At 74.9% G+C, this 25,928-nt stretch carries 18 protein-coding genes; 3 read left to right on the forward strand and 15 right to left on the reverse strand.

The features are described 5' to 3' along the window. Positions 1-30: 30 nt before the first annotated feature. The 9 genes from ACH4N1_RS06050 to ACH4N1_RS06090 all read right to left on the reverse strand — a co-directional run bounded on the left by ACH4N1_RS06050 (position 31) and on the right by ACH4N1_RS06090 (position 11,520). Entirely contained in the window at positions 31-1,935 is a 1,905-nt protein-coding gene (locus ACH4N1_RS06050) for a VgrG-related protein (RefSeq protein WP_398094820.1), read from the reverse strand. After that, complete coding sequence (locus tag ACH4N1_RS06055) at positions 1,935-2,660, reverse strand: LysM peptidoglycan-binding domain-containing protein (protein WP_398094821.1); 726 nt, start codon at positions 2,658-2,660, stop codon at positions 1,935-1,937. The genes ACH4N1_RS06050 and ACH4N1_RS06055 overlap by 1 nt, the downstream gene beginning before the upstream one ends. A 74-nt stretch (positions 2,661-2,734) precedes the next feature. Next, positions 2,735-3,160, reverse strand: a complete 426-nt coding sequence (locus ACH4N1_RS06060; RefSeq protein ID WP_363087581.1) for a phage tail protein — start codon at positions 3,158-3,160, stop codon at positions 2,735-2,737. Positions 3,161-3,219: 59 nt separating this feature from the next. After that, complete coding sequence (locus ACH4N1_RS06065; protein ID WP_398094822.1) at positions 3,220-3,738, reverse strand: extensin; 519 nt, start codon at positions 3,736-3,738, stop codon at positions 3,220-3,222. Between the two features lie 3,567 nt (positions 3,739-7,305). Beyond that, entirely contained in the window at positions 7,306-7,458 is a 153-nt protein-coding gene (locus ACH4N1_RS06070; RefSeq protein WP_094102853.1) for a DUF6760 family protein, read from the reverse strand. Further along, positions 7,455-7,925: a hypothetical protein gene (locus ACH4N1_RS06075; protein ID WP_398094824.1), complete on the reverse strand. Its 471-nt coding sequence runs from the start codon at positions 7,923-7,925 to the stop codon at positions 7,455-7,457. The genes ACH4N1_RS06070 and ACH4N1_RS06075 overlap by 4 nt, the downstream gene beginning before the upstream one ends. Next, a complete protein-coding gene (locus ACH4N1_RS06080) occupies positions 7,925-8,368 on the reverse strand; it encodes a phage tail protein (protein ID WP_356773890.1) in 444 nt (147 codons plus the stop codon). Before ACH4N1_RS06080 ends, ACH4N1_RS06075 begins: the two co-directional genes overlap by 1 nt. Positions 8,369-8,421: 53 nt before the next feature. Continuing rightward, positions 8,422-10,014 (reverse strand): phage tail sheath subtilisin-like domain-containing protein, encoded by a 1,593-nt coding sequence (locus tag ACH4N1_RS06085; RefSeq protein WP_398094825.1) that lies wholly within the window; start codon positions 10,012-10,014, stop codon positions 8,422-8,424. 129 nt (positions 10,015-10,143) lie between these two features. After that, positions 10,144-11,520 (reverse strand): DUF4157 domain-containing protein, encoded by a 1,377-nt coding sequence (locus ACH4N1_RS06090; protein WP_398094827.1) that lies wholly within the window; start codon positions 11,518-11,520, stop codon positions 10,144-10,146. Between the two features lie 356 nt (positions 11,521-11,876). Between ACH4N1_RS06090 and ACH4N1_RS06095 the strand changes: the two genes are divergently transcribed. Both ACH4N1_RS06095 and ACH4N1_RS06100 read left to right on the forward strand, forming a co-directional pair. Further along, complete coding sequence (locus ACH4N1_RS06095) at positions 11,877-13,457, forward strand: peptidoglycan-binding protein (RefSeq protein WP_398094828.1); 1,581 nt, start codon at positions 11,877-11,879, stop codon at positions 13,455-13,457. Between the two features lie 149 nt (positions 13,458-13,606). Next, a complete protein-coding gene (locus ACH4N1_RS06100) occupies positions 13,607-15,022 on the forward strand; it encodes a hydrolase (RefSeq protein WP_398094830.1) in 1,416 nt (471 codons plus the stop codon). Between the two features lie 160 nt (positions 15,023-15,182). On the opposite strand, the gene ACH4N1_RS06105 is transcribed toward ACH4N1_RS06100, so the two are convergent. The 3 genes from ACH4N1_RS06105 to ACH4N1_RS06115 all read right to left on the reverse strand — a co-directional run bounded on the left by ACH4N1_RS06105 (position 15,183) and on the right by ACH4N1_RS06115 (position 18,680). Continuing rightward, positions 15,183-17,144, reverse strand: a complete 1,962-nt coding sequence (locus ACH4N1_RS06105; RefSeq protein WP_398094832.1) for an ATP-binding protein — start codon at positions 17,142-17,144, stop codon at positions 15,183-15,185. After that, the gene (locus ACH4N1_RS06110) at positions 17,141-17,794 is read right to left on the reverse strand and encodes a DUF4255 domain-containing protein (RefSeq protein ID WP_398094833.1); all 654 of its coding nucleotides are present in this window, start codon (positions 17,792-17,794) and stop codon (positions 17,141-17,143) included. The genes ACH4N1_RS06105 and ACH4N1_RS06110 overlap by 4 nt, the downstream gene beginning before the upstream one ends. Before the next feature lie 172 nt (positions 17,795-17,966). Continuing rightward, positions 17,967-18,680, reverse strand: a complete 714-nt coding sequence (locus ACH4N1_RS06115; protein WP_398094835.1) for a LuxR C-terminal-related transcriptional regulator — start codon at positions 18,678-18,680, stop codon at positions 17,967-17,969. Positions 18,681-18,986: 306 nt separating this feature from the next. Between ACH4N1_RS06115 and ACH4N1_RS06120 the strand changes: the two genes are divergently transcribed. Then, on the forward strand, positions 18,987-21,788 hold the full coding sequence (locus tag ACH4N1_RS06120) for an AAA family ATPase (protein ID WP_398094836.1): 2,802 nt from the start codon (positions 18,987-18,989) through the stop codon (positions 21,786-21,788). A 45-nt stretch (positions 21,789-21,833) separates the two neighbouring features. Here ACH4N1_RS06120 and ACH4N1_RS06125 read toward each other — a convergent pair whose 3' ends face one another. The 3 genes from ACH4N1_RS06125 to ACH4N1_RS06135 all read right to left on the reverse strand — a co-directional run bounded on the left by ACH4N1_RS06125 (position 21,834) and on the right by ACH4N1_RS06135 (position 25,204). Then, positions 21,834-23,027, reverse strand: coding sequence for an HTTM domain-containing protein (locus tag ACH4N1_RS06125; RefSeq protein ID WP_398094837.1), 1,194 nt, complete (start codon positions 23,025-23,027; stop codon positions 21,834-21,836). Continuing rightward, positions 23,017-23,553, reverse strand: coding sequence for a DUF5819 family protein (locus ACH4N1_RS06130; RefSeq protein WP_398094838.1), 537 nt, complete (start codon positions 23,551-23,553; stop codon positions 23,017-23,019). The genes ACH4N1_RS06125 and ACH4N1_RS06130 overlap by 11 nt, the downstream gene beginning before the upstream one ends. 325 nt (positions 23,554-23,878) lie before the next feature. Then, a complete protein-coding gene (locus ACH4N1_RS06135; RefSeq protein ID WP_398094839.1) occupies positions 23,879-25,204 on the reverse strand; it encodes an ice-binding family protein in 1,326 nt (441 codons plus the stop codon). Positions 25,205-25,928 lie beyond the last annotated feature (724 nt).

A 25,928-nucleotide genomic window follows, 5' to 3' on the forward strand; every position in this document is an offset into this window, starting at 1 on the left:
TTTCGGTTCTCACGGCGTGCGGTCCGCGCGTCACGGCAGCGGGTACGGCTTGGCATTGACCATGACCATGCCCTGGAGCACGAGGGTCGCGGCCCGGATGCCGACGTTGGCGGTGGAGTTGATCTGGAGGGCGGCTCCCGCGCTCAGGGTGGCGGCGGCGCCCGCCTTGAGGTTCAGCAGACCCGCCGCGTCCATCGACACCATGCCGGTCATGGACCTGATGTTGACCAGGCTGCCCCGGAGGGTGAGGGAGCCGCCGCTCCTGATGGCGATGTTGCGGCCCGCGGTGAGGGTGAGGTCGGTGCCCGCCTTGACGGACACCGAGCGGCTGCCCGTGATGCTGACGGTGCCCTTGCTGTCCACGGTGATCTCGGTCTGCGCCCGGTCGAGGTTGATGACGAGTTTGTCGTCGCCACTGGCCACCCGCACGCCCTGCTTGCCGCCGACCCGCTGGCTGAGCAGGTCCACGCGGTTGCCCTCGCGGTCGGACAGGGTGTGCCGGGAGGCGCGCTGGCGGGCGCCGTCGTGCAGGGGGACGTCCTTGACGGGCGTCGGCTTGTCCTTGCCGTTGTAGAGGCCGCCGATGACGTACGGGTGGTCGAGGGCGCCCCGGTCGAAGGCGACCAGCACCTCGTCGCCGACGTCGAGGGGGAAGACCGAGCCGCCGCGCTTGCCGCCCCACTGCACCACGCGCGTCCAGTCGCTGACGTAGGCGTCGTCGAGCCAGGGGAACTGGAGCTTCACGCGCCCCTGGAGGAGCGGGTCCCGGACGTCCGTGACGAGGGCGTTCGCGGTGCCGGGCAGGCGCAGGCCGTTGCCCTGCGGGGCGCCGCCGCCGGACGCGAGCCCGTACAGGGACCGCCACTGCCGGCCGCTGACGGTGACCCACGCCTCGTAGTGCCGGCCGTCGCCGAAGACGTGCCGCACGGACGTGGCCGTGTACTTGCCCTCGAAGGGGGCGCCGACGTCGGCGAGGGTGACGGGCAGGCCGGGGCGCAGCTTCGGCGTGCCGCGCGCGACGACCTCCAGTTCGGCGAACGAGCCGGTCACCTCGTCGGCGAGGGCCTCCGCGGCGAACTTCACCTCGGACTGCCGGTCGTACGGCATTTGTGCGTCGACCAGTTTCGCCGCCTTGAACTTGGCGGCCGCCTCGCCGGGTGTCGTACCGATGCTGATGCCGGGGTTGCTCGTGGCCGGTGCGGTCGCGGTGAGCTTCTTCTTCGTCGTGACGTCCCAGCCGCGCGCCTCGACCGTGGCGACCTGCTCGGCGGAGGTCACCGCGGCCCGCAGCCGCAGGATGTCCGTGCCGGCCTCCAGGACGAACGGGCTCTTCTCGCCGGGGGTGGAGGTGGGCGGCGCCCCGGAGGCGGGGTCCGGGCGCACGAACTGGAACTTCCCCTTCGCGTCGACCGACATGACCATCTCGTTCTCGTCGGCGAGCCGGGCGAGGAAGTCCCAGTCGGTGGTGTTGGCCTGGCTGATGAACTCGTAGACCGTCCTGGTGGACTCGATCCGCCCGACCGGCACGCCGTCCTGCGCGGCCAGCTTGCGGGCGATGTCCGAGGCGCTCTGGTTGCGGTAGGCGGCGATGCGGCGCTGCCGCATCAGCCGGTGGCCGTGGTCGTAGCCGCGCACGACGGTGAAGGAGCCGGTGCCGTCGTAGTCGGCCTCCAGCCCGCACACCTCGCCCGTGAACAGCGGGTTCGCGGCGCCCTGGCCGTCGGCGACGGGCGCCAGGACGACCGGCGTGCCGAACTTCACGCCCAGTTTGCCGAGGACCTGGTGGTACGGGTCGCGGAAGGTGAGCCGGAACGCCGCCGGCACGCCGAGGCCCTGGTCCACCCAGCCCTCGACGAGGAGCGGCGCGAAGTCCGGGGGCAGCGGACTGCCGTCGAGGGTGACCTGGATGACGCTCGAGTACGCCGACTGCACCATCAGGAACGCACCTCCTCGGCGGCGGGCAGCACCAGTTGGGTGCCGGTGGCCAGCCGGTTCGGGTCGTCGATGCCGTTCGCCTCGGCGATGGCCCGCCAGGCCGCCGTGTCGCCGTACTCCCGCCAGGCCAGCGACTGCAGGGAGTCCCCCGCGACGACCCGGTGCACGCGCTGCGCGGTCAGCGCGCCCGAGGTCGGGTTCTGGCCCTTCGTCTTGCTGGGGATCTCGTGCAGCCGCACCTGACAGGTGGCCCGGATGGGCACGCCCGTCGTCCCGAACAGCGAGTAGCTCACCTCGACGCTGCTGACGTACGCCGTGAAGCGGGCCGTCGAGAACGAACCCCACTGGAACACCACCCACGGCGGCGACGGCTGCTTGGCGGCGATGCTCTTGGTGGTCACCTCGCAGCACTCCAGGAGCGACTCGACCTTCTTCAGGACCGTGTTGCTGCCCGGCTTGTCGGACGAGTCCAGGAAGATCTCGACCGTCATCTCGCGCGGCTCCGGGCCCATGAACTCCGGTACGGAGCCGTCGCGGACGGCCGCCGTCGGCGTCACCTTCCACTGGGCGCGGCGGCCCAGCTGGAGCTGCGACGGGTTGAAGTCGAACCCGAACGACCTGATGAGCCCGCCCGGTGTGGTGCTGGAGCCGACGGGCGGCTCGTGGATGGCGAGCGTGGCCCGCACGAGGCTCTTGCCCGCGCCGCCCTTGCTTCCCTTGGCCATGACGTTGCTCCCCTGTGTCCCTCTGTCGCCTCTGTCGCCTATGTCCCTCGGCCGTCTCGGTCGCCCCGGTCGGCTCAGTCGGTGAAGCCGTGGTGGGTGATCTCCAGGACCTCCGTCGCGACGCCCGGGTTCGCCGGGTCCAGCGACGGGCCCTGCCAGCTGACCGGCAGCACGTCGATCAGGCCCCACCGCGCGACCTCGGAACCGTCCGCGCGCAGCGCCGCGATCTGGGCCGTCGGCCGGGTCACGCCGGTGGTGACCGACGAGATCCACTTGGCGACCTTGGTGGTGTCCGGGGTGAGGGGCCGGGTCAGCCGGATCGTGGAGAAGGTGACGCGGGACGGGAGCTGCCAGACGAACCCGTTGTTGCCGCCCTCCTGCCGGTGCTCGATTTCCACCTTGGAGGACAGGCCCTCGCATCCGTTGAAGTAACCGAGGCTCTCCCCGTCGATGGTCAGGGTGAAGAAGATGGTGGAGCCCGGGTCGAGATCGCGGGACATCGAGGGGCCTTTCTGGTTCAGCGGGAGAACAGGAAAAGGGGGGCGGGGCGCGGGGGCGGTCAGTGGCGGGGGTCGCGGAGGCGGCCGACGCGTTCGCGGTCCATGCGGAGTTCGGTGCGCAGGAGACGGGTGATGCGGCCCGTCAGGCGGTGGGTGAGTTCGTCCAGCTGGAAGTCGGTGAGCGCACGGGGGTCGAAGCCCCCCTGGGGAACCTCCGAGTAGGCGGGCGGCGGGGAGCCCTGGTCGTACGGGGGCGGAGCGTCCGAGTACGGCGGCGGGGTGTCGGTGTGCGCGGTGGGGAGCGGCGTGTGGGCGGCCGGGGTGCGCTGGACCGCCGGGGCGCGCTGGACCGCCGGGGCGGGCGGCGTCGCGCGGGCCACCGGGGCGGGCGGGAGGTGGGGCGGCGGGGCCTGGGCGGCGGGCGGGGCCGCGGCCGGGGCGGGGCGCTCCACCGGCGGCGCCGTGCGGCGGGGCCGGACGACGGGACGGGGGTCGGCACCGGGCGCGGTACGGCGCAGCGGCACGGCGACGGGCGCCGCGCCGGAGGCGGGCGGGCCGGCGGGGGGTGTGGTCTTCATGGGCCTTGTCCGGGCGGGGACGGTCGTGGATCCGGTCGTGTGCGGTGTCGTGCGCTGGACGGCGGGCCGGACGAGCGGGACGGCGCGGCGGGCCGGGTGCCGGCCGGCCGGGCGGGCGGAGGCCGGGGCGGGTGCAGGTGCGGGTGCGGGACGGGCCGTGGCAGCCGCACCGGTCGTCGGCGGGGCCGGCGGGGCCGGCGGGGCCGGGGGGACCGGCGGGTTCGGCACCGGGGCCGGTGGGAGCGGTGCCGGTGCGGGTCCTGGGGCGGGGGGCGCGGGGCGGGCCGGGGCGGCGCCGGGCAGGGACATGCCGGGGAGCGGGGTGGGCGGCGTCGCCGTACGGCCCGCGGAGCCGCGTGGCGCGGTGGCGCGCTGCACGACGGGCGGGGTTCCGGGCGCGCCGAGGGACACCGCGTCCGCGGGCCGGCCGGTGAGCGGGGCACCGAGCGCGGGACGCGGGCGGCCGACGGGGACGGGAACGGCCGCACCCGGAGCGCGCCGCACGGAGGGCCGCGGGGCCTCAGGGCGGGAAGGCGCCGCCGGTACGGCAGATCCGGCGGGCGGCGCGAACGCGGTGACGGCGGGTGGCGCGAACGCGGTGACGGCGGGCGGCGCCGACGGCGGCACAGGGGGCTGGGCCGGTTCGGCGCCGCCCGAGTTCCCTCGCGCGGGGGCGCCCAGGCCGACACGGCGGGTGCTCCGCTGGACAGGGGATGACGGCGCTCCCGTCGCTCCCGTCGTTGCGGTGCGGGGCGTGCGGGTGACCGGCGGCCGGGCGGCGGAGGGCGACACCGAAGGCGGCGCCGGCCGGCCGGCCGCGGCCGACCGCTGGACGTGGACGTCCGGGGTGGCGTCGACGGGCCCGCTCGGGGCGGGCGACGGGGAGGCCGCCGGTGCAGTGCGGCGGTCCGTGTCCGGTCGCCGGGCACCGGCCGGGCCGGTCGACTGCCCGGCCGCAACGGCCTGGTGGGGCGCGGGAGACGGGACATCGGGGGCGGCGGGAGTGCGGCCGGGCGCTGCTGGTGCGCCACCGCCGGGCACGGCCGAGCGCTGCACGGCGGGGGTACCCGCGGTGGCGGCGGGCGGTGCCGGGGTTCCCGCCGACGCCGGTACGTCGGCCGGGGCCGGCCCCGTTCCGACCGGCACGCCGGTCGACGTCCGGGCGGCGGCCGGTGGGCCGGCGGAGTTGACCGGCGGGACCGGCGGGGCGGACGGTGCCGGGGCGCCGAGGGCCGAGCGCCGCAGGTCCGTTCCGCTGCTCGCCCCGCCGCTCGCGGCGCGGGAACCGGCCACGGGTCCGGCGACGGGTCCGGCGACGGGGGTGGGTGCGGGGACGGGTGCGGCAGCGGGGACCAGGGCCGGGCCGGTGGCGGGGGTCGGTCCGGCGGCGTGCGCGGTCCGGCCGCCGGGCGTGCCGATCGGGGCCGGTGCGGAGGGCGAGGGCGCGGCCGCCTTCGTGGCCGCACCGGGGACGGGGCGGGACGGTGTCGGGCTGGGCCGGCCGGTCGTGCGTTGGGCGACGACGGGGCGCGGTGAGCTGCCCGGGGTTCCGGTGTCCGGCGCGGTCTCGGTGCCGGATGCGGGTCGGCTGCCGGACGGGGTGGTTCGGTCGGTGGTGCGTTGGGCTACGACGGGGCGCGGCACGTCGCCCGACGTACCGGCATCCGACGTCGGCCCCGTACCGGACGAGGGTGCGGCACTCGGCGTGGGCCCGCTGCCGGAGGTCGGTCCGGTGCCGGGCGAGGGCGTGGGTCGGCCGCCGGGTGCGGTGGGTCGGTCGGTGGTGCGTTGCGCGATGACGGGGCGCGGTGAGTTGCCCGGGGTTCCGGTGCTCGGCGCGGGCTCGCTGCCGGACGCCGTTCCGGTGCCGGGCGAGGGCGTGGGCCGGCCGCCGGGCGGGGTGGGCCGGTCGGTGGTGCGTTGGACGACGACGGGGCGCGGCACGTTGCCGGGGGTCCCGGCATCCGACGTGGGCCCGGTGCCGGACGTGGGCGCGGGACCGGCACCGGAGGCATGCCCGGCGGCGGGCGTGGGCCTGTCGGTGGTCCGTTGGGCGACGGCGGGGTGCGGCGCGCCGCCCGGAGTTCCGGCATCCGACGTGGGCGCGGTGCCGGGTGCGGATGCGGCACTCGGCGTGGGCGCGGTGCCGGAGGTCGGGCCTGCGCCGGGTGCGGGCGTGGGCCGGCCGCTGGACGGGCCGGGTCGGCCTGTCGTCCGTTGGGCGACGGCGGGGTGCGGCGCGCCGCCCGGAGTTCCGGCATCCGACGTGGGCGCGGTGCCGGAGGTCGGGCCTGCGCCGGGTGCGGGCGTGGGCCGGCCTGCCGTCGGTCGGGCGGCGACGGGGCTCGGCGTGTTGCCCGACGTGGCGGCACCGGTCGGAGCCGGACCCGTGTCGGGGCGTGCCGAGGAGCCCGGACCGACACGCGGACCGGGAGGCGGAACGGCGGCCGAGCCGGGCGCGGTGCTCCGCTGGACGACCGGCGCGGCCGCGGCGTCGGACCTCGGGCTCACGGCCGGGCCCGCGCCGCCCGCCGGTCCCCCGCCCCCCACCGCGTGCCCGGCACCGGCCGACGGCCCCGAGCCCACGACCGGCCCCGAGCCCATGGCGGGGCCCAGGCCGACCGCCCGGCCTGCCGAAGCCGCCGTCCCCGGAACGCTCCGGCCCCGCGCTTCCCCGTCTCCCGCCCGCTGCACGGACGGCGTCGCCGGCGCACCGGCCGGTGTCCCCGCCGGAGTCGACGACGGGACCGGGCCGGGCGGGGGAGTCACCGCACCCGGTGGGACGGGCTCCTTGCCCGGGGCCGCGGGGGCGCCCCCGGTCCCCGTGTCCTCGCCGGTCCCGGTCCCGGTGGCGGCCGGCCTCGGGGCCGACGGGACCCGTGCGGGCAGCGTGCGTCGCTGGACCGGGGCGGCGGCCGACTTCGTCAGGGGTGCCTGCGCCGCGGCGGGGCGGGCGGGTGCCGGCTGCACCCGGATGCCCCGCGCCGGTGCGGCGGGCGCGGGAGGAGCGGGAGGAGCGGACGGGACCGGCAGGACGGCGGCGGGCTGCGCCGACGCCACCACCGGAGCGGACACCGGCGTGGACATCGGCCCGGACACCGGCGCGGGCATCTGCGCCCCGCCCCCCGCGTGTCCCCCCACGGGCCCCGTGACAGGTCCCGCCACCGGCACCACCGGCACCACCGGCGCGGGGCGGTCGGCCGGCGCCGGTGCTGCCGGCTGCCGGGGCGGAACCGACGTCAGGTGGTCCAGCAGGCCGCCCGACCGGCCGTCCAGGACCGCCGGTGAGGGGGCGCCGGTGAAGGAGGGGTTCTGCCAGGTGGCCAGGCGGCCGCCGAAGCCCGGGTCGGCGACGCCGGCCGCACCCCTGCCCCCCACCGTCCGCTGCACGGGCGGCAAGGAGGACCAGGCGGCCGTACGCGGACGTACCGGAGCGGGTTCCGTGCCGGCCGCCGACGCCGTACCGGCACCCGGGACATCAGGTGCCGCACCCGGTTCCGCAGCCGGTTCGCCGCCCGCCGCCCCGTGTTCCGCGGGGCGGCGGAAACGGTCCAGGAAGCCCATCGCTCAGCCCTCCGCGCGCGTCACGAGGGACGCGATGCTGTCCGCGTAGCGGCGGCGGTCGTGGTGTTCCAGGTCCAGGATCTCGTCGTGGCCCCAGTGGAAGTGGAAGGCGACGTACGCGATCTCCTCGTGCAGCCGGTCGGTCGCGTACGTCACGATTCCCCCAGGCGGCTCCCGCCGAGTTCGACCTCGAAGGGCTCCGCGCAGTGCGGGCACTCGACGGTCGCGCGGGTGTGGCCCTCCGCGTTCACCTGGCGGTAGAAGTCCTGGAGGAACGCCAGGTCGGAGGCGAACATGTTCTCCACGATCCCGTCGTGGACGAGCGGGAGCGTGCCGAGGCGGGTGATGACCCGGCCCAGCAGGACCACCGACAGGTACGCCGGGTTCTCCTGGACGCGGATGTCCCGCAGCGGGACGAGTTCGTCCCGTGCCGTCGCCAGCCGCATCACGCCGTCGCGGTGGACGGTGCCCGCCTCGTCGACGTAGCCCCGTGGCAGTTCGAAGGGGAACTCCGTCTGCAGGCGCTGCGCGACGGGCGCGGGCGCCGGCGCCGCGGGCGGGAGCGGAGTGGTCTCCTGCTCCCCGCCCGCGGGCGCCGCCGCCCGCACAGCGGAACGTCGCATTACTCGATGACCAGTTCTTCGAACGTGATGGTCACCGTCTCGGTCAGCGCGGACGCCTCGCCGGCCTTCACCGTGCTGGTGTCGATCTTGCTGCACCAGGCGTTGCGCATGTTGTACCGCTTGACCGGGTTGTTCTGGTAGTCCATCACCATGATCGTGGCGTTCTTGCGGGCGGAGCCCATCACGCCGTTGATCGACTCGGTGATCCACGTGTTGAACGCCGCGGACTGCGTCATGCCGCGGACGACCGTGCAGGTCCCGGCCTTCTTCACGCCCGGCAGCTTCTTGGTGACCGGCTTGCCCTGCGCGGAGACCTGCTGGTACTCGATGACGTCCTGTTCCAGGCTGAGGCCGCTGACCTCGGCGAGGTACTCGACCATCACGCCGTCGATCTGGAGGCCGAAATTGTGCGAAGTGAGAGCATCACCCGGCTGGAGACTCATCTGGCTTTCCTTCTAAGGGAGTTGACTGCGTTCGGGGGTGGTGGGAGGAGCGGTTACTCCTCCAGCTCCCCGTTGCCGCTGGAGAACTGGGCCAGCCGGAAGATGACGAACTCGGCCGGCTTGACCGGCGCGATGCCGATCTCGCACACGACGCGGCCGACGTCGACCGACTCCTGCGGGTTGGTCTCCTCGTCGCACTTGACGTAGTACGCGTCCTCGGGCTTCGCGCCGAACAGGGCGCCGCTGCGCCACTCGTTGACCAGGAACGCCGAGACGTTGCGCCGGATCCGCGCCCACAGGGCGTGGTCGTTCGGCTCGAACACCACCCACTGGGTGCCGATCAGGATCGACTCCTCCAGGTAGTTGAAGTACCGGCGGACGTTCAGGTAGCGCCAGGCCGGGTCGGAGGAGAGGGTGCGGGCTCCCCAGACGCGGATGCCGCGGCCCGGGAAGGCGCGGATGCAGTTCACGCCGATGGGGTTGAGCAGGTCCTGCTCGCCGCGGGTGATCTGGATCTCCAGGTCCACCGCGCCGCGCACGACCTCGTTGGCCGGGGCCTTGTGGACGCCGCGCTCGGAGTCGTTGCGGGCCCAGACGCCGGCGACGTGGCCGCTCGGCGGGACCAGGCGGGACTGGCCGGTCGCCGGGTCGAAGGACTTGATCCACGGGTAGTACAGGGCGGCGTACTTGGAGTCGTAGCCGGCCGTCTCCTGGCGCCAGACGCGGATCTGGCGGGCGTTGAGGCCCGGCGGCGGGTCGATGATCGCGACGCGGTCGCCCATCAGCTCGCAGTGCGCGATCAGGCCCAGCTGGACGGCCTTGACCTGCTCCAGGTCGATCGCGCCCCGCTGGTAGGCGGCCATCAGGTCGGGCACCGCGACCATGGAGATCTCGTCGACGGCCTCCAGGCCACCGAAGCCGGTGCGGTCGGCGCTGTCGCCGAGGTACTGGGCGGGGCCGGCCTGCTGCCGGTCGCCGGTGGCCGGGGCGGCCGGGGCCGCGGCGGCGGGCGGGGCGGCGAGCGCCACGGTCTGGTTGTCCGGGCGCGCCAGCTGGGCGGCGGGCGCCGCCTCCTGCACGGTGATGAGCTTGGAGCGCTCCTTCACCTGCGTGACGACGTAGTTGCGGCCGCCCTTCTTGGCGGTCACGTCGAAGGTCTCGACCGGCTTGTCGCCGTCCTTGACGATCAGCTTGAACCGCTCGGCGGGGCCCTCGCCCTCGGGGTCGGCGACCTCGACGCTGAGCGGACCGGAGCCGCCGGCCACGGCGGTCACGGTGAACGTCCCGAGCTGCCTGGGCTCGCCCTGGGGCAGCGCGGCGCGCTCGTCGCCGCCGGTCACCGCGGCGGGGGCGGCGGACGCCTCCCCGGCGGCGCCGCCGGGGGCGCCGCCCACGCGGACGACGTACGCGGCGCTGCCGCCGTTGTTGAAGAAGCCGTAGACGGAGTGCGCGAGGTAGTACCCGTCGGTGAAGTCACCGAACGCCGCCACGTACTGCGTCCAGTTGGTGACCAGCGTCGGCTCGTTCAGCGGGCCGGTCGGCGCGAGCCCGACGAAGGCCGCCACCGAGGTGCCCACCCCCTCGATCGGGCGTGAGCCGCTGGCCACCTCCTCGACGTAAACGCCGGGTGACAGGTAGGACGGCATGCTCTGCTCTCCTCGGGGTACGAGTCAGGTCGGCTCCCACCCTCACGCGCGAGGCGCGCCGTCCGAAACGTCCTCCGGTACCTGTCCGGGGGCACGAAGCGTGCCCGTAGGGGCAATGCGGGTGTGTCCTTACTTCCGCAGCCCGCCGTACTCCGCGCGGTACGCGTCCTTCTCGGCGTTCGTGGGCGTGGCCGGACGGGTGTTCCGCAGGGGTTCGTGCTGGGCGCCGGGAGTTCCGGTCAGCGCCTCCTCCACGTCGGTCCCCATGGTGAACACCTGCATGCTCCGCAGGTCCACGGGGCCGCGGGCCTGGATCTCGCCGCCGTTGTAGAAGCCGACGTCGTGCTCCGGACCGACCTGGACGGTGACCATCATGCCGACCTCGTGCTCGCCCTGCCTGCTGTATCCCTCCACGAACTGGGCCCGGTCGCCCGGTCCCATGCCCGAGGCGCCCACGGCGGCACCGCGGGCGATGTCCTCCCGGGGGGCGAAGGGGATGAACGAGGTGTTGTGGGTGTCGAAGTCCGGCAGCCACCCGGAGCCCAGCGGCGGGATGACGCCCTCCCCGATCACCTGGTGCCAGGTCGGGTGCCAGCGCGGGATGCCCCGGTACAGCATCAGGCCGCCGTTCAGGTAGCGCGTGATGTGCCCGGCCAGTTCCGGATCGACGGCCCCGTTGTTCACCGCCACGTCGTGGATGAAGGCGTTTCCGCCGGCCGGTGTCCTGAAGTGGTAGTAGGCGCCCTGGCGGGTCGTGGTGATCGAGTCGTCACCGACGCGCAGGGTGATCGGCGCCGGGCCCTGCTGTTCCTGCTTCGCCTCCTTCTGCCAGGGCATCCGCATGCGCTGCACGGCCGCCTCCCCGTGGCCCGTGGACCGGTCCGGACCCGGTCCGCCCTCGCCCTCCCGCCGTTGCGGCACCGGACCCGCCATCACCTGACGGGCGTTGGCCTCCGCGGCCTGCTCGAACCGGTCCGAGGGATCACTGACCCTGAGGCCGCCGCCGTCGTCCGTGCCCGCCACGGGGCCCTGCCGCTGCTGGATGACGTGCGTCAGTTCGTGGGCGAGGGTGTGCTTGTCCGCGCCGCCCTCGCCGAGGACCACGTGGCTGCCGGAGGTGTAGGCGCGGGCCCCGATCTCGGCCGCGGACCGCTGCGCCACCGTGTCCGTGTGCAGCCGCACGTCGGAGAAGTCGGCGCCCAGCCGCGCCTCCATCTCCGTGCGCGTCCCGGTGTCGAGCGGGGTGCCCGCGCCGCGCAGCACGTCGTGCACCGCGGACCGCTGCACCGGGGCCGCGTGCCCGCAGCCGGGGCCGTGCTCGTGGCTGCCGCGCGCCATGGCCGCGGTGACCGCCGCGTTGCCGGCCGCGCGCTGCAGGGCGGTGACGGCGGCCGGGGCGAACCCCCCGCCGGGCAGCGTGCCGAGCGGCGCCTCCGAGAGGCCCTGTGTGCTCCGCGCGGCCGCCCGCGGGGCGGGCTTGCCCACCCTGTTGCGCGTCTCGTCCACCTGTTGTTCCCGCATCATCCGCCTCCCGGTAGTCCGGAGTTCCAGGTGCGGCCGCCCGACTGCGGTTACACCACTGCCGTGAGCATGATGCGAACGGCCGCCCCGGACCGCGCAAGGGTTCCGGGGCCCCGCCCCGAGCAGACTTCCTGCCCGAAAGGGCCGTCCGCGAGGTCGCGCCGGACCCGGCCCCGCCGCCCCGCGCTCCGGTGGCGCGGCGTCCGCCCCGTCCCGCTCCCCACCTGCCGGACCAGGTGTTCGTCCACGGCGCGCCGCCCCGAGAACCCTGGTCCGCAAGGGCAGCGACGTCTGCCCCGGCGACCCCTGATCCCGTACGGCGCCTCCCGTAGCGTCCTCGTGTGAGCCTGTGGACCTCCCTCGAACCCGCCTCCGTCACCGTCGATCCCGGCAGTACCGCCGGCGTACGGCTGCGGGTGCGCAACACCGGTGACGTCGTCGACGAGTACCGCTTCGAACCGGTGGGCCCGACGGCGCCCTGGACGACGGTGGAGCCGCCGACGCTGCGGCTCTACCCGGGGACGACGGGCACGGTGGAGCTGACCTTCGCCCCGCCCCGCACCCCGGACGCGACGGCCGGCCCGAACCCGTACGCCGTGCGCATCACGCCGACCGAGCATCCGGACGCGGTCACCGTGCCCGAGGGCAACCTCACCGTGACGCCCTTCAGCGAACTGCGGGCCGAGCTGGTGCCGCCGACCGTGAAGGGCCGCTTCCGGGGCCGTCCCCGGCTCGCCGTCGACAACCTCGGCAACACCCCGCTGACGGCGTCGGTGAGCGGCAGCGACACGGGCGACCACCTGTCGTACGACATCCGGCCGGGCAGCGTGCGGATCGAGCCGGGGCGCGCGGCGTTCGTGGACGCGACGCTGCGGCCGCGGCAGACCATCTGGTTCGGCTCGAAGGAGCAGCGGCCGTACGCGCTGGCCGTGCACCGGTCCGGGAAGAGCCCGATGGCCGTCGACGGCACGTTCGTGCAGCGCGGGTTCCTGCCGCGCTGGCTGGCCACCGTGCTCAGCATCTCGCTGGCGCTGGCCCTGACGTTCCTCTTCCTGTGGATCGGCCACAAGCCCCGTGTGATCACCGGTGCGGTGGAGCGGACGGAGGAGGTCGCCGCCGTCGAACTGCCCGTGCTGCCCAGCCCGCAGGCGTCGGCGCCCTCGCCGAAGGCCTCGGAGGCGGCCCTGCCCGACCTCGCGGCCGAGGCCGGGGGCGGGGGCGGGGAGGACGGCGGCGGCTCGTCGGCGGGCGGCGGTGCGGCCGCCGAGGAGGAGCCGAAGAACAAGGCCGAGCAGCCGAGCGGCCCGCTGCCGTTCAGGCCGGGTGACGGCCCCAACCTCTTCGTGCAGTTCGCGCAGGTCAGGATGGAGAAGTACCGGTCGGAGGACCCCTGCCGGCTCACCGCGCCGCACACCAAGGGCGTCATGGACGCGGCGACGGTCGCGGCGCTGAAGTGCTCCCAGAAGAAGCTCGACGACGTCTACGACGGCGTCATCGTGAAGACGGACGGCCTCGGCAACCTGGGCCGGTCCACCATGACGGCCCTGGTGATGGCCCACTTCACCACGGACGTCTCCGGCGTCCAGCCCGGCGACGACAGCCCGGAGATCGTATGGGTCAACAGCGCGCTGCTGTGGGCCGGTTACGACACCTACAGCGACAACGTCGTCGCGGCGCAGATCCAGCACCTGCGGGCGAACATGCAGTACCTGCAGAGCTCCCAGAACCGTGCCCACGCCCTCGCGGACGACTCCCTGCGCACCCGGGTGCTCCTCTACCAGCAGGCGATGGGGCTGCCCGCGACCGGCACCATCGACGGGGCGACGTTCGCGCTGCTGCACGGCGGGAAGGTCAGGTCGCAGGACAGCCCGGGGAAGATCACCGCCGACCCCTACCCGCCGGCCCCGGCCGCCGACCGGTAGCCGGGCGGTAGGTGGCCGGGCGGGGCGGCACGGAGGCCGGCGGCGGGGCGGCGCGGAGGCCTGCGGGGGCAGCGGGAGGGACGTCCGGGGCAGTGATCGTGCCCCGGAGGCTCTGACCGCCTCCGGACGAATCCCTCTAGCGTGGGCGGGTGAGCCTGTGGACCTCTCTTGAACCTGCCTCCGCGACCGTCGATCCCGGCGCCAGTACCCGTGTGCGGCTGCGGGTGCGCAACACCGGTGACGTCGTCGACGAGTACCGCTTCGAGCCGGTGGGGAGCGTGGCCCCCTGGACGGCGGTGGAGCCGCCGACGCTGCGGCTCTACCCGGGGACGACGGGGACGGTGGAGCTGACGTTCTCGCCGCCGCGCACCCCGGACGCGACGGCCGGTCCGAACCCGTACGCCGTGCGCATCACGCCGACCGAGCATCCGGACGCGGTGACCGTGCCCGAGGGCAACCTGACGGTCACGCCGTTCACCGAGGTCCGCGCCGAGCTGGTGCCGCCGACCGTGAAGGGCCGCTTCCGGGGGCGGCCCCGCCTCGCGATCGACAACCTCGGCAACACCCGCGTCACCGCCTCCCTCAGCGGCACCGACACCGGCGACCGGCTGGCCTACGACCTCCAGCCGGGCAACGTGCAGATCGAGCCGGGGCGCGCGGCCTTCGTCGACGCGACGCTGCGGCCGCGCCAGATCATCTGGTTCGGCTCGAAGGAGGAACAGCCGTACAGCCTGGCCGTACGGCGGTCGGGGGCCCAGCCCCTGGAGGTGGACGGCACGTTCGTGCAGCGCGGTTTCCTGCCGCGCTGGCTGGCCACCGCGCTGAGCGTGGGCCTCGCGCTGACCATCGCGTTCGTGATGATCTGGCTGGCCTACCGGCCCCAGGTCACCAGCCTGGCCAAGGAGAAGATGGAGCAGGCCGGGGCCACCGCCCTGCCCGCGCCGAGCCCGAGCGCCCCGAGCAAGGCGAACGCCGCTCCGCCACCGCCCCCCGCCGAGGAGCCGGCCGCGGAGCCGGAGGCCTCGGCCACCCCGGCCGCGGGCGGCGGTGACGGCGACGGTGGCGGGGGCGGCGCCTCCGAGGAGCCCGAGCCGAAGGAGCGCACCGCCGCCACCGCCGTGCAGGAACTGGCGGCCCGCAGCGAGGGCCGGCACATCTGCTACCGCGCCTACGTCGCCGACCGCGGCTGGCAGGACCCGGTGTGCGACGGCGCGGAGGCGGGCACGGTCGGCAAGAGCCTGCCGATCAAGGCGCTCAACATCGCCGTGTCGGGCGTCAAGGGCACGGCGGGCAACGGCGCCTACGTGGTCGAGGGCTGGAAGACGGGCGACAAGTGGGCCTCGGCGGCCGACGGCGTCGACATGTACTTCGGGTCCACCAAGGAGTCCCTCTCCCCGCTCCAGGGCTACACCATCAAGGTCAACGACGGCTCGGTCTGCCAGAACGCCCACGTCGCCGACAAGGGCTGGATGGGCCTGGGCTGCACGAAGCCGGGCGACTGGATGTACGGCGGCAGCCCGATGGAGCAGGCCAAGAACCTGGAGGCGGTCCGCTTCACGGTCTGAGGCCGTGCGAAGCCCGCGGGGGACGGGGTGAGAACGGGGCGGCCCGCCCGTCTCCTCCGGGCGGCGGCCCGGCCCCTCGGCCCCTCGGCCCCCCGGACGCGCGCGGCGGCCGGCCGCCTGCCGGGCCGGCCCGCCTCGGCCCCGCCCGGAAGCCGCCCGCCTACCAGCCCGCCCCGCCCGGCACCAGGCGGCCCGCCTTGCGGTACTCGCGGCGGGCGCCCTCCATCAGGTCCTCGTCGCCGACCGGCTCGCCCCGCCCGGCCGCCAGGTAGGCGGCGGTGACGACGGCGCTGCGGATCGAACCGCCCGCCAGCTCGAAGTCCTTCGCCGCCGGCGACGGGTCGATGCCGGGCGCGCACGGCACGTGGGAGAGGCAGTGCCGCCACAGGGCCACGCGCTGACCGGCGTCGGGGAACGGGAAGTCGACGACCAGGTCGAGCCGGCGGGTGAACGCCTCGTCGATGTTGGCGCGCAGGTTGGTGGTGAGCAGCGCGATGCCGTCGAAGGACTCCAGGCGCTGGAGCAGGTAGGCGCTCTCCATGTTGGCGTAGCGGTCGTGCGAGTCCTTCACCTCCGACCGTTTGCCGAAGACCGCGTCGGCCTCGTCGAACAGCAGCACGGCGTCGGTGCGGTCGGCCTCGGTGAAGATGCGCTCCAGGTTCTTCTCGGTCTCGCCGACGTACTTGTCGACGATGGAGGAGAGCTGGACGACGTAGAGGTCGAGGCCGAGTTCGGCGGCGACGACCTCGGCGGCCAGGGTCTTGCCGGTGCCGGACTCGCCCGCGAACAGGCCGAGCACGCCCCGGCCCCGGCCGCCGCCCGCGCTGAGCCGCCAGTCGCCGAGGACCCGGTCGCGGTGGCGGGCGCGCAGGGCGAGTTCGTGCAGCTGGGTCAGGGGCCGCTCGGGCAGGACGAGGTCCTCCCAGCCGACCGCGGGCCGGATCCGGCGGGCGTGCCGCTCCAGCCCGGACGCCGACTGCTGCCGGGCGGCCAGGCGGACGTGGGCGGCGGTGAGCGGGCCGCCGTCGAACGCGGCGAGGGCGAGGGCGCCGTGGGCGGCCCGCGCCACCCGTTCCCCGCCCAGCCGGTACGGCGCCACGGCGGTCGCCAGGTCGAACGCCTCGGCCTGCGGGCCGAGCGCCGCCGCCCAGGCCGCCGTGGAGCCCGCCTGCCGGCGCGGGGCGTCCAGGACCAGCGGGTCGTGGGCGCACCAGTGCGGGTCGTAGGGGCGGGGGTCGGCCAGCAGCACGGTCACGTCGGTGGCCGCCGTCAACGCGGCCACCAGCGGGGCCGGTTGTTCGGGCAGCGCGGACAGCACGACGGCCCGTCCGCCGAGCCGGGCCTCGCGCAGCAGCTCCGGGACGCGGTCCTCGGGACCGGTGTAGCGCAGGGCGCCCAGACCGGCCGCGTCCAGGGCGGCGGCGATGCCGGCCAGTCCGTCGCCCTCGCGGTGCTCGCGCAGGTGGACGGTGAGGGGGCCGTGCCGCAGCCGGGCGGCGAGCCGGGTGACGAAGCCGGCGTGGCCGGCGTCCCCGGCGGGCAGCACCTCCGGCATGGGCAGGAGGTGGCCGTGCAGGGCGGCGTCCGGGGTGTCGTCGCCGAGGAGGTGGGCGAGGAGCCGGTCGGGAACGCGCAACGAACGTGACAGGAAAGGGCGTTCGGGTTCCTCGACGTCCAGCAGGCCGAGCGCGCGCAGGGGCGCGGCGGAGTGGAACCGGGCCCGTGCCGCCGCGAGGTGCGCGGGCGTCCCGCACAGTTCCAGGGCCAGTCCGACGGTGGCCCGCCGGCGGCTCACGTCGTCGTTGAGGTAGCCGTAGAGCGGCTCGAAGCCCCGGTCGAGGTCGGGGGCGAGGGCGAGGAGCAGGATCGCCGTGTCGAGCGGGGTGAGGGCGAGCCGGCCGGCGAGCCGGTCGAGCGGGTCGCCGTCGGCGGGCGGGGGGAGCGTGTCCGGCGGCGGGGCGGGCGGCTCCGCGGCGAGCAGGTGCCGTACCGCCTCCTCGGAGAGGTAGAGGCCGCGCAGCGGGTCGTCGGCCGTGGGGTCGCCTGCGGACCGGTGGGCGACCAGGTCGGCGACCCGCGCGCGCAGGCCGGCGAGGCGGGCGAGCAGGGGGGTGTCCGTCATCGGGGCCTGCGGGCCTCTCGGGCGGCCGCCACCTGGTGTGGGCGGTGGGCGCGTTCGCCGGAGGCGGGCGGGTCGCCGTCCAGGCCGCGGACGCGGACGGCCGCGCCCTCGGTGACCGGCGGCCCGGCGTCGTACTCGGGGAACGCCGGGAAGGGCGCGGTCACCACCAGGTCCAGGGACGGCTTGAGTTCACCGCCGAGCGCGGACCAGATCTCCGCGAGGGACCGCGACTCGGTGTGCAGTCCGGCGACCGTCAGCGGGACGGAGAGGCCGAGGGCGCCCAGGGCGCCGGGGAGTTCGTCGGCGGGGAGCAGCTCGCGCGGCAGCAGGGTCGCCAACACGGCCGACAACAGGCGGTGTTCGTCCTGCGGGGTCCGGGTCCACGCGGTGACGAGGTACGACAGCCGGAACCAGCGCGGGGGTTGGCGGCGCCGTACGACGACGTCCCGTTCGTCGCGGACCGGGATCTGGCCGCGCTGCCGCCGGGACACGTCCTCGCGGATGTCGTACAAGTAGGCGTTGATCGTCGGGGCGTTGCGGCGGGCCGCCCAGTCGCGGGTCGGCGCCTCGAAGGAGACGTCGATGCCGGAGTCCGTCAACGCGCCCCCGCCGAGGAGGCCCTTGAGGACCTCGTCCACCTCGTGGATCACCTTCGCGCGCTCCTCGACCGCCCTGCCGGGCGGCTTCTTCCGTCCGCTTCTTCCGTCCGCACGGCGTACCCCGCCGAGTGTGCCGTCCGGGCGGCCCGGACCGCAGGCGCGCCGGGGTCGGCCGGCGGGCAGCGGGCACTGCCCGCGTGTCCGCCTTCGATTGCCCGTTCGGTCAGATGTAGCCTTCCCGCAGGGCATATGCCACGGCGTGCGCCCGGTTGCGCAGGTGCAGTCGTGTGGTGAGCCCGTGCATGACGTTCTTGACGGTCCGTTCGGAGTAGGACAGCTTGCTGGCGATCTCTCCGGTGTCCAGTCCCTCGGCGACCAGCCGCAGGACGTCCACCTCACGGGGCGCGAGCCCCAGCGAGGGGGCGCCGGGCCGGTTCGCCGCCCCCCGGTGCAGGCTGCCCACCTGGCTGATCAGCCGGCCGAGCAGATCGGCGGGCAGGTCGCCGTCGCCGCGCGCGGCGGCCGTCACCGCCTGCACCAGCCGGTTCGCGGTGGCCTCGCGGCGCCAGACGATCGCGCCGACCCCGCACTCGATGACGTCGAGCAGTTCGTTCTCGCGGATCGTGCCCACGACCAGCACGGCCCGCCCGCCCTCGCTGCGCACGACCCGGCGCAGCCGGGCCAGCGCGGCCTCGTCGAGGGCGTCCTCGATCAGCAGCGTCACCGTGCCGGCGCCGGACTCCGTGCGGACCTCGACCTCCGGGCGGGCGCGGAGCTGGCTGACGGCCCCCTCACGGGAGATGGGGTCGCAGGCCTGCACGGAGACCGGCGTACGGCGCGGGCCGCCGTGCAGGCCGGCGCCGTACGCGGTACGGGTACCGAGGTGGGCGCCGACGGCGACGGTGGCGTTCTCTGGTGTCCGGGGTGCGCTGAGCAACCGTTTCCCCCCTGTTCACGAGCCCGCCGTCCGGCGCGGGCCGGTGGCGGGAGGACGTGTTCCACACTTCTGTGACGGCTGGGGCGGGCGCAATCGTGGAGCACCACGAGGCGCACCACGAGACCGGCGGACCGGCCACCACGAGAAATGCCGTGTGCGGACATCGCACCAGGTCAGAGGGGGTGCGGAGGGCGAGGTGCGGGGGTCGCGGAACCGTCCGCGCCCGGCCGTGAGCATCGCCACAACGACCGTACGCCCCCGGCGGAACCCGCGCACGGGTTTTCGCGTCCAGCTCAGGAGGCAGGCATGACCGGACCGCTGCGGGAACGCGAGCGGGCGCACGCGCTGCTCGCGGCCGAGGCCGAGCGCGCCCGCGCCGGCGGCGGCCGGTTCGTCCTGCTGCGCGGAGCCACCGGAACCGGCCGCTCCGCCATGCTGGAGGCCGCCGTCGCCCACGCGGCCGGCCGCGGCCTGCGCGTGCTGCGCGCCCGCTGCTCCCCCGAGGACACCGCCGCACCCTTCTCCTGCGTCCTCCAACTCCTCGGCCCCGTACCGGAGTCCGCCGACCCGACACCCGGACCCGACGAACGCGGCAGCGCGGACCGGCTGTGGCGGGTGCTGCGCGCGTACGCCGAACGGTCCCCGGTGCTGGTGGCGGTCGACGACATCCACCTCGCGGACGAGTCCTCCCGGCGCTGGTTCGTGGAGGCGGCCCGCCGCGTCGACCGATTACCGGTACTGGTGGTGGCCACCGAACGCAGCCAGTACGACATCGACCAGCGGCCCGCGGGACTCACCCACACCCTCTCGCCGTCCCTGGTCCGCACCCACACCCTCGCCCCGCTCACCGACACCGCCGCCGCCCACCTCGTGCGGACCGCCTTCCCCGCGGCCCCCGACGACTGGACCGCCGACTGCGTCCGGGCCGGCGCGGGCAACCCGCTGCTCCTGCACGCCCTCCTGGACGACCTGCGCGACACCCCGCCGCCGGCGCCCGTGCCGCGGACCTGCGCCGCCCTGTACCCCGGCTCCTACCCGGCCGCCGTCTCCTGGTGGCTGGACACCACGGGCCCGGCGACGGCGGAGACCGCCCGCACCCTGGCGACCCTGGAACGGGCGGACCGGGACCGTCCCGGGGCCCCGCCCCGGACGGCCGCCGCCTCCCTCGCCGCCACGGCCGCCCTCCTCGCCGACGCCACCGGCGCGGACCCCGCCCGGGTGGCCGGCTGGCTCACCGCGATGACCCGGCTCGGGCTGCTGCGGACGGACGCGCGGGGCCGGCCCCGCTACGCGCACCCCCTGCTGCGGGACGCCGTGCTCGCCGGCTGGCCGGCCGCCCGTCGCCGGGCCGCGCACCTCGCGGTCGCCGAGGCCATGCTGCGGCGCGGGGACCGGGTCGACGGCGTGGCCCGCCAGTTGCTGGGCAGCGGGCCCGCCGGACCGCCCTGGGTGCTGCGGGTGCTGCGGGACGCCGTCGCCGCCGCCGTCCGCGAGGGCCGCCCCGACGACGCGGTCGGCTACCTCCGCCGGGCCCTCGCCGAACCCCTCCCCGACGACCTGCGCCAACGGCTCCTGACCGAACTGGGCTCGCTGGAGTACGCCTTTGCCGACGCCCCCGCCGGCATCCCCCGGCTCACCGAGGCCCTCGACCTCCCGGCCGGACCCCGCGACCGGGTCCGCACCGCCCTCGCGCTGGGCACCGCCCTCACGGGCCGCGGCGAGGTCCGGGCGGCGGTCGAGGTGCTGCACGCGCTGGAGGACCGGCTGACCGGCCACCCCGACCTGCTCGGCACCGTGCGGACCGCGTCCGCGCTGCTGTCCGACCAGGACCAGACGGTCCGCCGCGAGGCCTACCGCCGGCTCACCGACACCGCGCGGCGCTCACCGGAACTGGTCGGCGCCACCGGCCAGGCCCTGCTCGTGCGGTACGCGGCGACCGCCGGGGCGAGTTCGGCGCGGGCGGCGATGGCCCGGCTGCGGGCCCTGCTGACCGAACCGGCGGAACCGTTCGCCGAGCCCTTCCTGCTGGGCACCACGGCGGCCGTCGCCCAGTGGGCCGACGAACTCGACGAGGCGGAACGCCTGGTGGAACGCGGCCTGGCCGGCCAGCGCCCCTCCCTCCTGCACCCCATGCAACGGGCCCTGCACAACGTCCGCCTGGACATCACCGCGGCCCGCGGCGAGTACGCCCGCCTCCTCACGGACCTCGGCCCGCCCGCCCCCACCGGCGGCCCCGCCCCCACCGGCGGTCCCACCCCTGCCGGCGGTCCCACCAACGCCGACGCGCACACCCTCCTGGCCCTCGTCGAGACCGGCCGCACGGCACAGGCACGGCAGCTCGCGGCCCGCTTCGACCTGCGCGACGCGCCCGACTCCTGGGAGCTGAACCGCTTCCTGTACGCACGCGGCATCCTCCGCCTCTCCGAGGGAGACACCGCCGGCGCCCTGCACGACTTCCTGGAGTGCGGCCGCCGCCAGTCGGCCCGCACCGTGCTCAGCCCCGTGGTCACCCCCTGGCGGACCGCGGCGGCCCGCTGCCGGCTGGCCCTCGGCAACCCCCGCGAGGCGGTCGCCCTGGCCGAGGAGGAACTGCGGCTGGCCCGCGTGTGGGACACCCCCCGCACGGTCGGCCGGGCCCTGCGCGTCCTCGCCCGCGCGACCGGCGGCCGACCCGGCCTGGACCTGGCCGAGGAGGCGGTGGCCCTGCTGCGCGGCTCCCCGGCCGACGCCGAACTGATCGCCGCCCTCCTCACCCGGGGCCGCCTGCTGTCCGCCGGCGGCGATCGGTCCCGCGCCCGCGAAAGCCTCCGCGAGGCCGCCGAACGCGCCGAACGCCTGGGCGCCGTACGCCTGCGCTCCCGGGCCGAGGAGGCCCTGCGCGCGGGCGGCGCCCGCCGCACCGCCACCGCGCACACCGGCGCCGCCTCCCTCACCGGCAGCGAACGCCGCATCGCCGAACTGGCCGCCACCGGCCGCAGCAACACCGAGATAGCCGACCTCCTCCACGTGGCCCGCCGCACCGTGGAAACCCACCTGACCAGCACCTACCGCAAGCTCGGCATACGCCGCCGGGGCGAACTGGGGGAGGCGTTGCGGGGGGAGGCCTGACACCGGCCCGGCAGCCTGCGCACCCCTCCGCCGCTGTCGCCCGGCTCAGCCGCTCTTCGGGGGGACCTGGGGGGACACGGGGCCGATGCCGTGCGTGGTGTCCCTCCGGCCCGCCGGAAGGACGACTCGCCGCGGGGAGCCGAGTGCGCCGCCGGGCCGCCCCTGCGCGGGGACGGCTCCGGGCCCTGCCGTCTGCCCGGGTGCGGCACCCCACCCGCCCGCCCGCCGGACCGCGCGTCGCCCGAGGCGGGGGAGGAAGGCGTAGAAGCGGTCGGGGAGGAACACGGCGTCCGCGATGATCATCGCGCCGGAGAAGAGGGGCAGCCCCATGAGCACCGCGATGCCGACGTGCATGCTCAGCAGCATGGCGAGAACGGGGTACTTGAGCCTGCCGAAGAGCACGAACGGGAAGGCCACCTGCAGGAGCACGGTCAGGTAGCCCGCGACCGCGACCAGGAGGGTGTACTGGTCCACGAAGTGGGAGAGCGCGGGCCAGGGCCGGAAGAGTTCGAGGTTCAGGGCGTAGTGGAGAGCGGTGCCGCCGCCCCAGGTCGCGCCCTGGACCTTGTACAGACCGGCCGACCCGTAGAGGAAGCAGACCTGCGCCGCGATGACGAACATGCCGCAGTTGTGCACCACCGTGATCAGGGTGGTGCGGGCATCGCGGAGTTGGCCGGCGAAGGGGCTCCCGGCCGGTTCCGGCGCGCTGCCCGCACGGACCGCTTCGCGCCGCTTCCTGCGCGCGTCCAGGGACCAGCGCCGGCCGCACGCGGTGAGCACGAGGTAGAGCGCCATCAGCAGGACCAGGTTGTCGCCCCCGTCCGTCATGAAGATCGCCCGGCCGTGGAACGAGGCCACCACGACGGCGAAGAGGACGGACGTCACGCGGGTCCGCCAGCCCAGCAGGAACAGCGCGGACGTGACGAGGGCCAGCGCGTAGCAGAACTCGAAGTAGACGCGGTCGTCGGACAGGGTCAGGACGCTCCTCCACCCCGTCTGTTCGAAGAGCTGGTGTGCCAGGGCGGGCGTCCACGGGGAGTCCGGGCCCCAGATCTGGGCACGGTGGGGGAACTCGCGCAGCAGGAAGACCAGGTAGAGCAGTCCGTAGCCGATGCGCAGCACCGACGCGGCGTACAGGGACACCGGGCGACCGGTCACCAGCTCCCGGGCGGCGCCGATCCGGTCGGCGAGCCACCGGCGGCCGACGGCGGACGTGGTCCTTCGGGCCTCACTCTCCATGGCCGCTCACCTTCCACCAGGGCAGGAGCCGGTTCTCGACCGGCGTCGGGGGACGGGCGCCGTCGGCGGCGCCGGGCGCGGCGACGGGCAGGGTGACGACGCGCAGCTGGATGAAGCCGAAGGCTCCGCCGTCGTGGGCGGCGACGCGGTCCGCGGCGATGTTGCCCAGGTACCTCTGCATCATCAGGGCGCGTTCCGTACGCGCCTTGTCGTCCCCTCCGTGGGAGTCGACGTAGGCGGCCCACGCGCGGCGCAGCATGTTCTGTGCCGTGTGGCTCGGGAACGGCTGGTGCGCGACCGCGGAAGCGTCCACGGCGGTCAGGTCGAACCAGGAACTCACCCGCATCGAGCCGCCGGGGCCACTGTGCGCGGTTCTCGCCAGGATCTGCCGGTTGACGGATTCGGGATCCGGTGCGAAAAGCCGCCAATTCTGTTCGAAGTAGGGGTACACCCAGGAGTTGATCATCGGGCTGTACCGCTTGGATACGGGGTTGGCCGGTGCCACGTGAAGGAACACCAGAACCACGTGGACGACACTCGCCGTGAGGCACAGGAAAACGGCGGTACGCAGTCCGTAGGTCAGCGCACGGGCACGCCTCGGCAACCCGGGCGGAGCGGCCGTGGCGTCAGGAATTTCCTCTTCGACCGGACCTGACGCGGAGTGCTGAACTTCCTTCGCGTCCGCTGAGTGAATTCCGCCCGACACTGCACACCCTGTCTTTCTCGTCTTTCTCGTTTCGGCCGCTCGCACCCGCGTTCCGCGCCGGCTGCCGCCGACGGCGCGCGGCGGATTCGAGGGGAATCCCGCCGCGCGCCGTCACCCGGTGAGCGCACTGATCGAAGCGCGCCGCCTAGCCCTCGTGGCTCTTGGCGTGACCCTCGCCCTCGTGGGCCTCGGGGACGTCGTCGTAGCCGAAGTTCTCGTCCGACTGCTGGTCGTGGTCGTACCCGCCGGGGTGGGGCTTGCCGCCGTGGTCGGGCCCGCCGTGCTCGTACTTGCCGCCGTGGTCCGGCTTGCCGTGGTCGTGCTCGCCGCCGTGGTCCGGCCGTCCCTCGCCCTCGTGATCCGGCCCGCCCGGCGCGTGGTCGGGGCCGCCACCGTGCCCGCCACCGTGCCCGCCAGTGGTGTTGCCGCCGATCGTGTTGCCCTCGGTGTTCCCGCCGGTCGTGTTGCCCGCGGTGTTCCCGGCGGAGTTGCCCGCGGTGTTCCCGGACGTGTTGCCGGAGGTGCCGCCGGTGGTGACGAGCGGTCCGCCCAGGAGGCCGCCGCTGACCAGGCCACCGCCGAGGAGTCCGCCGCCCGTGGTCGTACCGGTGGTGGTGCCGGTCGTCGTGCCGGTGGTGGTGCCGGTCGTCGTACCGGTCGTCGTGCCGGTGGTGGTTCCGGTGGTGGTGCCGGTGGTGGTTCCGGCCGTCGTCCCACCGGTGGTGGAGGCCGCGCAGCTGCCGAGGAAGATCCTGTTGTTGTTGAGGGTCACAGAACCTACCTGGGCCAACAGCCGGCCCTCGACGTTCGTTCCCTGGTTCACGGTGATCGAGTTCTCGGCCATGAGGGTGCCCACGAAGCTGGTGGTGACGCCGAGCGACGCATCTTCGCCGATCTGCCAGAACACGTTGCAGGCCGAGGCGCCGTTGGTGAGGAGGATCCGGCTGGAGGTCGCCGTCGTCAGCGATTCGGGGATCTGGAAGACCCAGACCGCGTCGGAGCTTCCCTGACCGTCCAGGACGAGGTCGCCGGTGATACCGACGCCGGACGTGGCGCGATAGACGCCGGGAAGCAGCGCCGGGCCTCCGCCGATTCCCGCCGGAAGGGCGAAGTCCGGCGCCTGGCCGGCGGCGTTGTTGTACGCCACGAGCAGGTCGGACTTGGCCTGGAGGGCCGCGGCGTCCGCGGCGTGGATGGCGCCCCCCACCTGGCCGGGCGGGAATCCGGTGATGGACGGGTTCGGGTGCGTTCCGAGGTCGTGGGCGAGCACCGAGTTGCCGGTGTTGGTCACTCCCGCACCCGCCAGAACGGAGTAACTGGCGGTCGTTCCCAGAGGTACGGGCAACGCGATGGCCGACGCCGCCGTCGGCGTCATGAAGACCATCGCGGCGGAAACCGTCGTGGCGAGGGCCGAGGCCAGCAGGCCGGACAAAGTGCGGCGGCGAGCCGCTTGAGGAATCTTCAGCTTCATCGAAAGGCCATTTCCTTGCGTGGGGGCCGTGGGGTGCCGGGCCCTCCCGGAAGCCCGGAAATCCTTGTTCGTTGCTGCCGCCGCATATTACGCAGAAATACTCCGGCGCCAAGTCGGACGAGGCCGGGGGGATTTCTTCTCATTCCAGTGGCGCACCGCGTTACGGAAATAACTTGATTCATATTTCCGATCATTTTCGTGCCCTCGGGCGGGTGGGTCCGCCGCACCGTAACCGGCCGCCGGTGCTGCGCGGCCGGTGCTCACCGGTCGAGCTTTCGGGTGGCCGTCGCCCCCGGCCGTCGCCCCCGGCCGTCGCCGGCGGCGCGGACGCCGAGGCGCAGGACGCCGAGGCGCGGAACGCGGGTGACGGACTGCGGGGCGGCCGGGGAGCGGCCGGGGGTCGCATGCGCCCCGCCCTGCGGTCGTGAACCCGGCGGGGGTGGCCTTGCCTCGCCCCTCCCTCTCCGGAGGCGATTACCTCGCCGTCCGACGCGCAAAAATCTATCGTGGTCGGAGTAGACATTGGGTCGTGGCGTGGCTATGGTTTCTCTCGTAGCCAGAAGGACCCAAGGGCCCGGCAGACACGAACTGCCGGGCAGCAGTACCGCAGTAGCAGTGCGCAGGACGGTTCGGTGGTGGAGTTTCGAAGCCACGTTTGTCGCAGGACGGCGACGGGACTGACGACCGGACCGGGTGGCCCGCAGTGATCAGGGGCCGCCACGAG

The organism is Streptomyces sp. NPDC017202 (assembly GCF_044331705.1).
Classification (GTDB): domain Bacteria; phylum Actinomycetota; class Actinomycetes; order Streptomycetales; family Streptomycetaceae; genus Streptomyces.

Coding starts and splice junctions, on each gene's coding strand:
- ACH4N1_RS06075 (WP_398094824.1), bottom strand. CDS start 7,925: ATGCGACGTTCCGCTGTGCGGGCGGCGGCGCCCGCGGGCGGGGAGCAG.
- ACH4N1_RS06105 (WP_398094832.1), bottom strand. CDS start 17,144: ATGACGGACACCCCCCTGCTCGCCCGCCTCGCCGGCCTGCGCGCGCGG.
- ACH4N1_RS06050 (WP_398094820.1), bottom strand. CDS start 1,935: ATGGTGCAGTCGGCGTACTCGAGCGTCATCCAGGTCACCCTCGACGGC.
- ACH4N1_RS06065 (WP_398094822.1), bottom strand. CDS start 3,738: ATGAAGACCACACCCCCCGCCGGCCCGCCCGCCTCCGGCGCGGCGCCC.
- ACH4N1_RS06060 (WP_363087581.1), bottom strand. CDS start 3,160: ATGTCCCGCGATCTCGACCCGGGCTCCACCATCTTCTTCACCCTGACC.
- ACH4N1_RS06055 (WP_398094821.1), bottom strand. CDS start 2,660: ATGGCCAAGGGAAGCAAGGGCGGCGCGGGCAAGAGCCTCGTGCGGGCC.
- ACH4N1_RS06120 (WP_398094836.1), top strand. CDS start 18,987: ATGACCGGACCGCTGCGGGAACGCGAGCGGGCGCACGCGCTGCTCGCG.
- ACH4N1_RS06135 (WP_398094839.1), bottom strand. CDS start 25,204: ATGAAGCTGAAGATTCCTCAAGCGGCTCGCCGCCGCACTTTGTCCGGC.
- ACH4N1_RS06085 (WP_398094825.1), bottom strand. CDS start 10,014: ATGCCGTCCTACCTGTCACCCGGCGTTTACGTCGAGGAGGTGGCCAGC.
- ACH4N1_RS06080 (WP_356773890.1), bottom strand. CDS start 8,368: ATGAGTCTCCAGCCGGGTGATGCTCTCACTTCGCACAATTTCGGCCTC.
- ACH4N1_RS06125 (WP_398094837.1), bottom strand. CDS start 23,027: ATGGAGAGTGAGGCCCGAAGGACCACGTCCGCCGTCGGCCGCCGGTGG.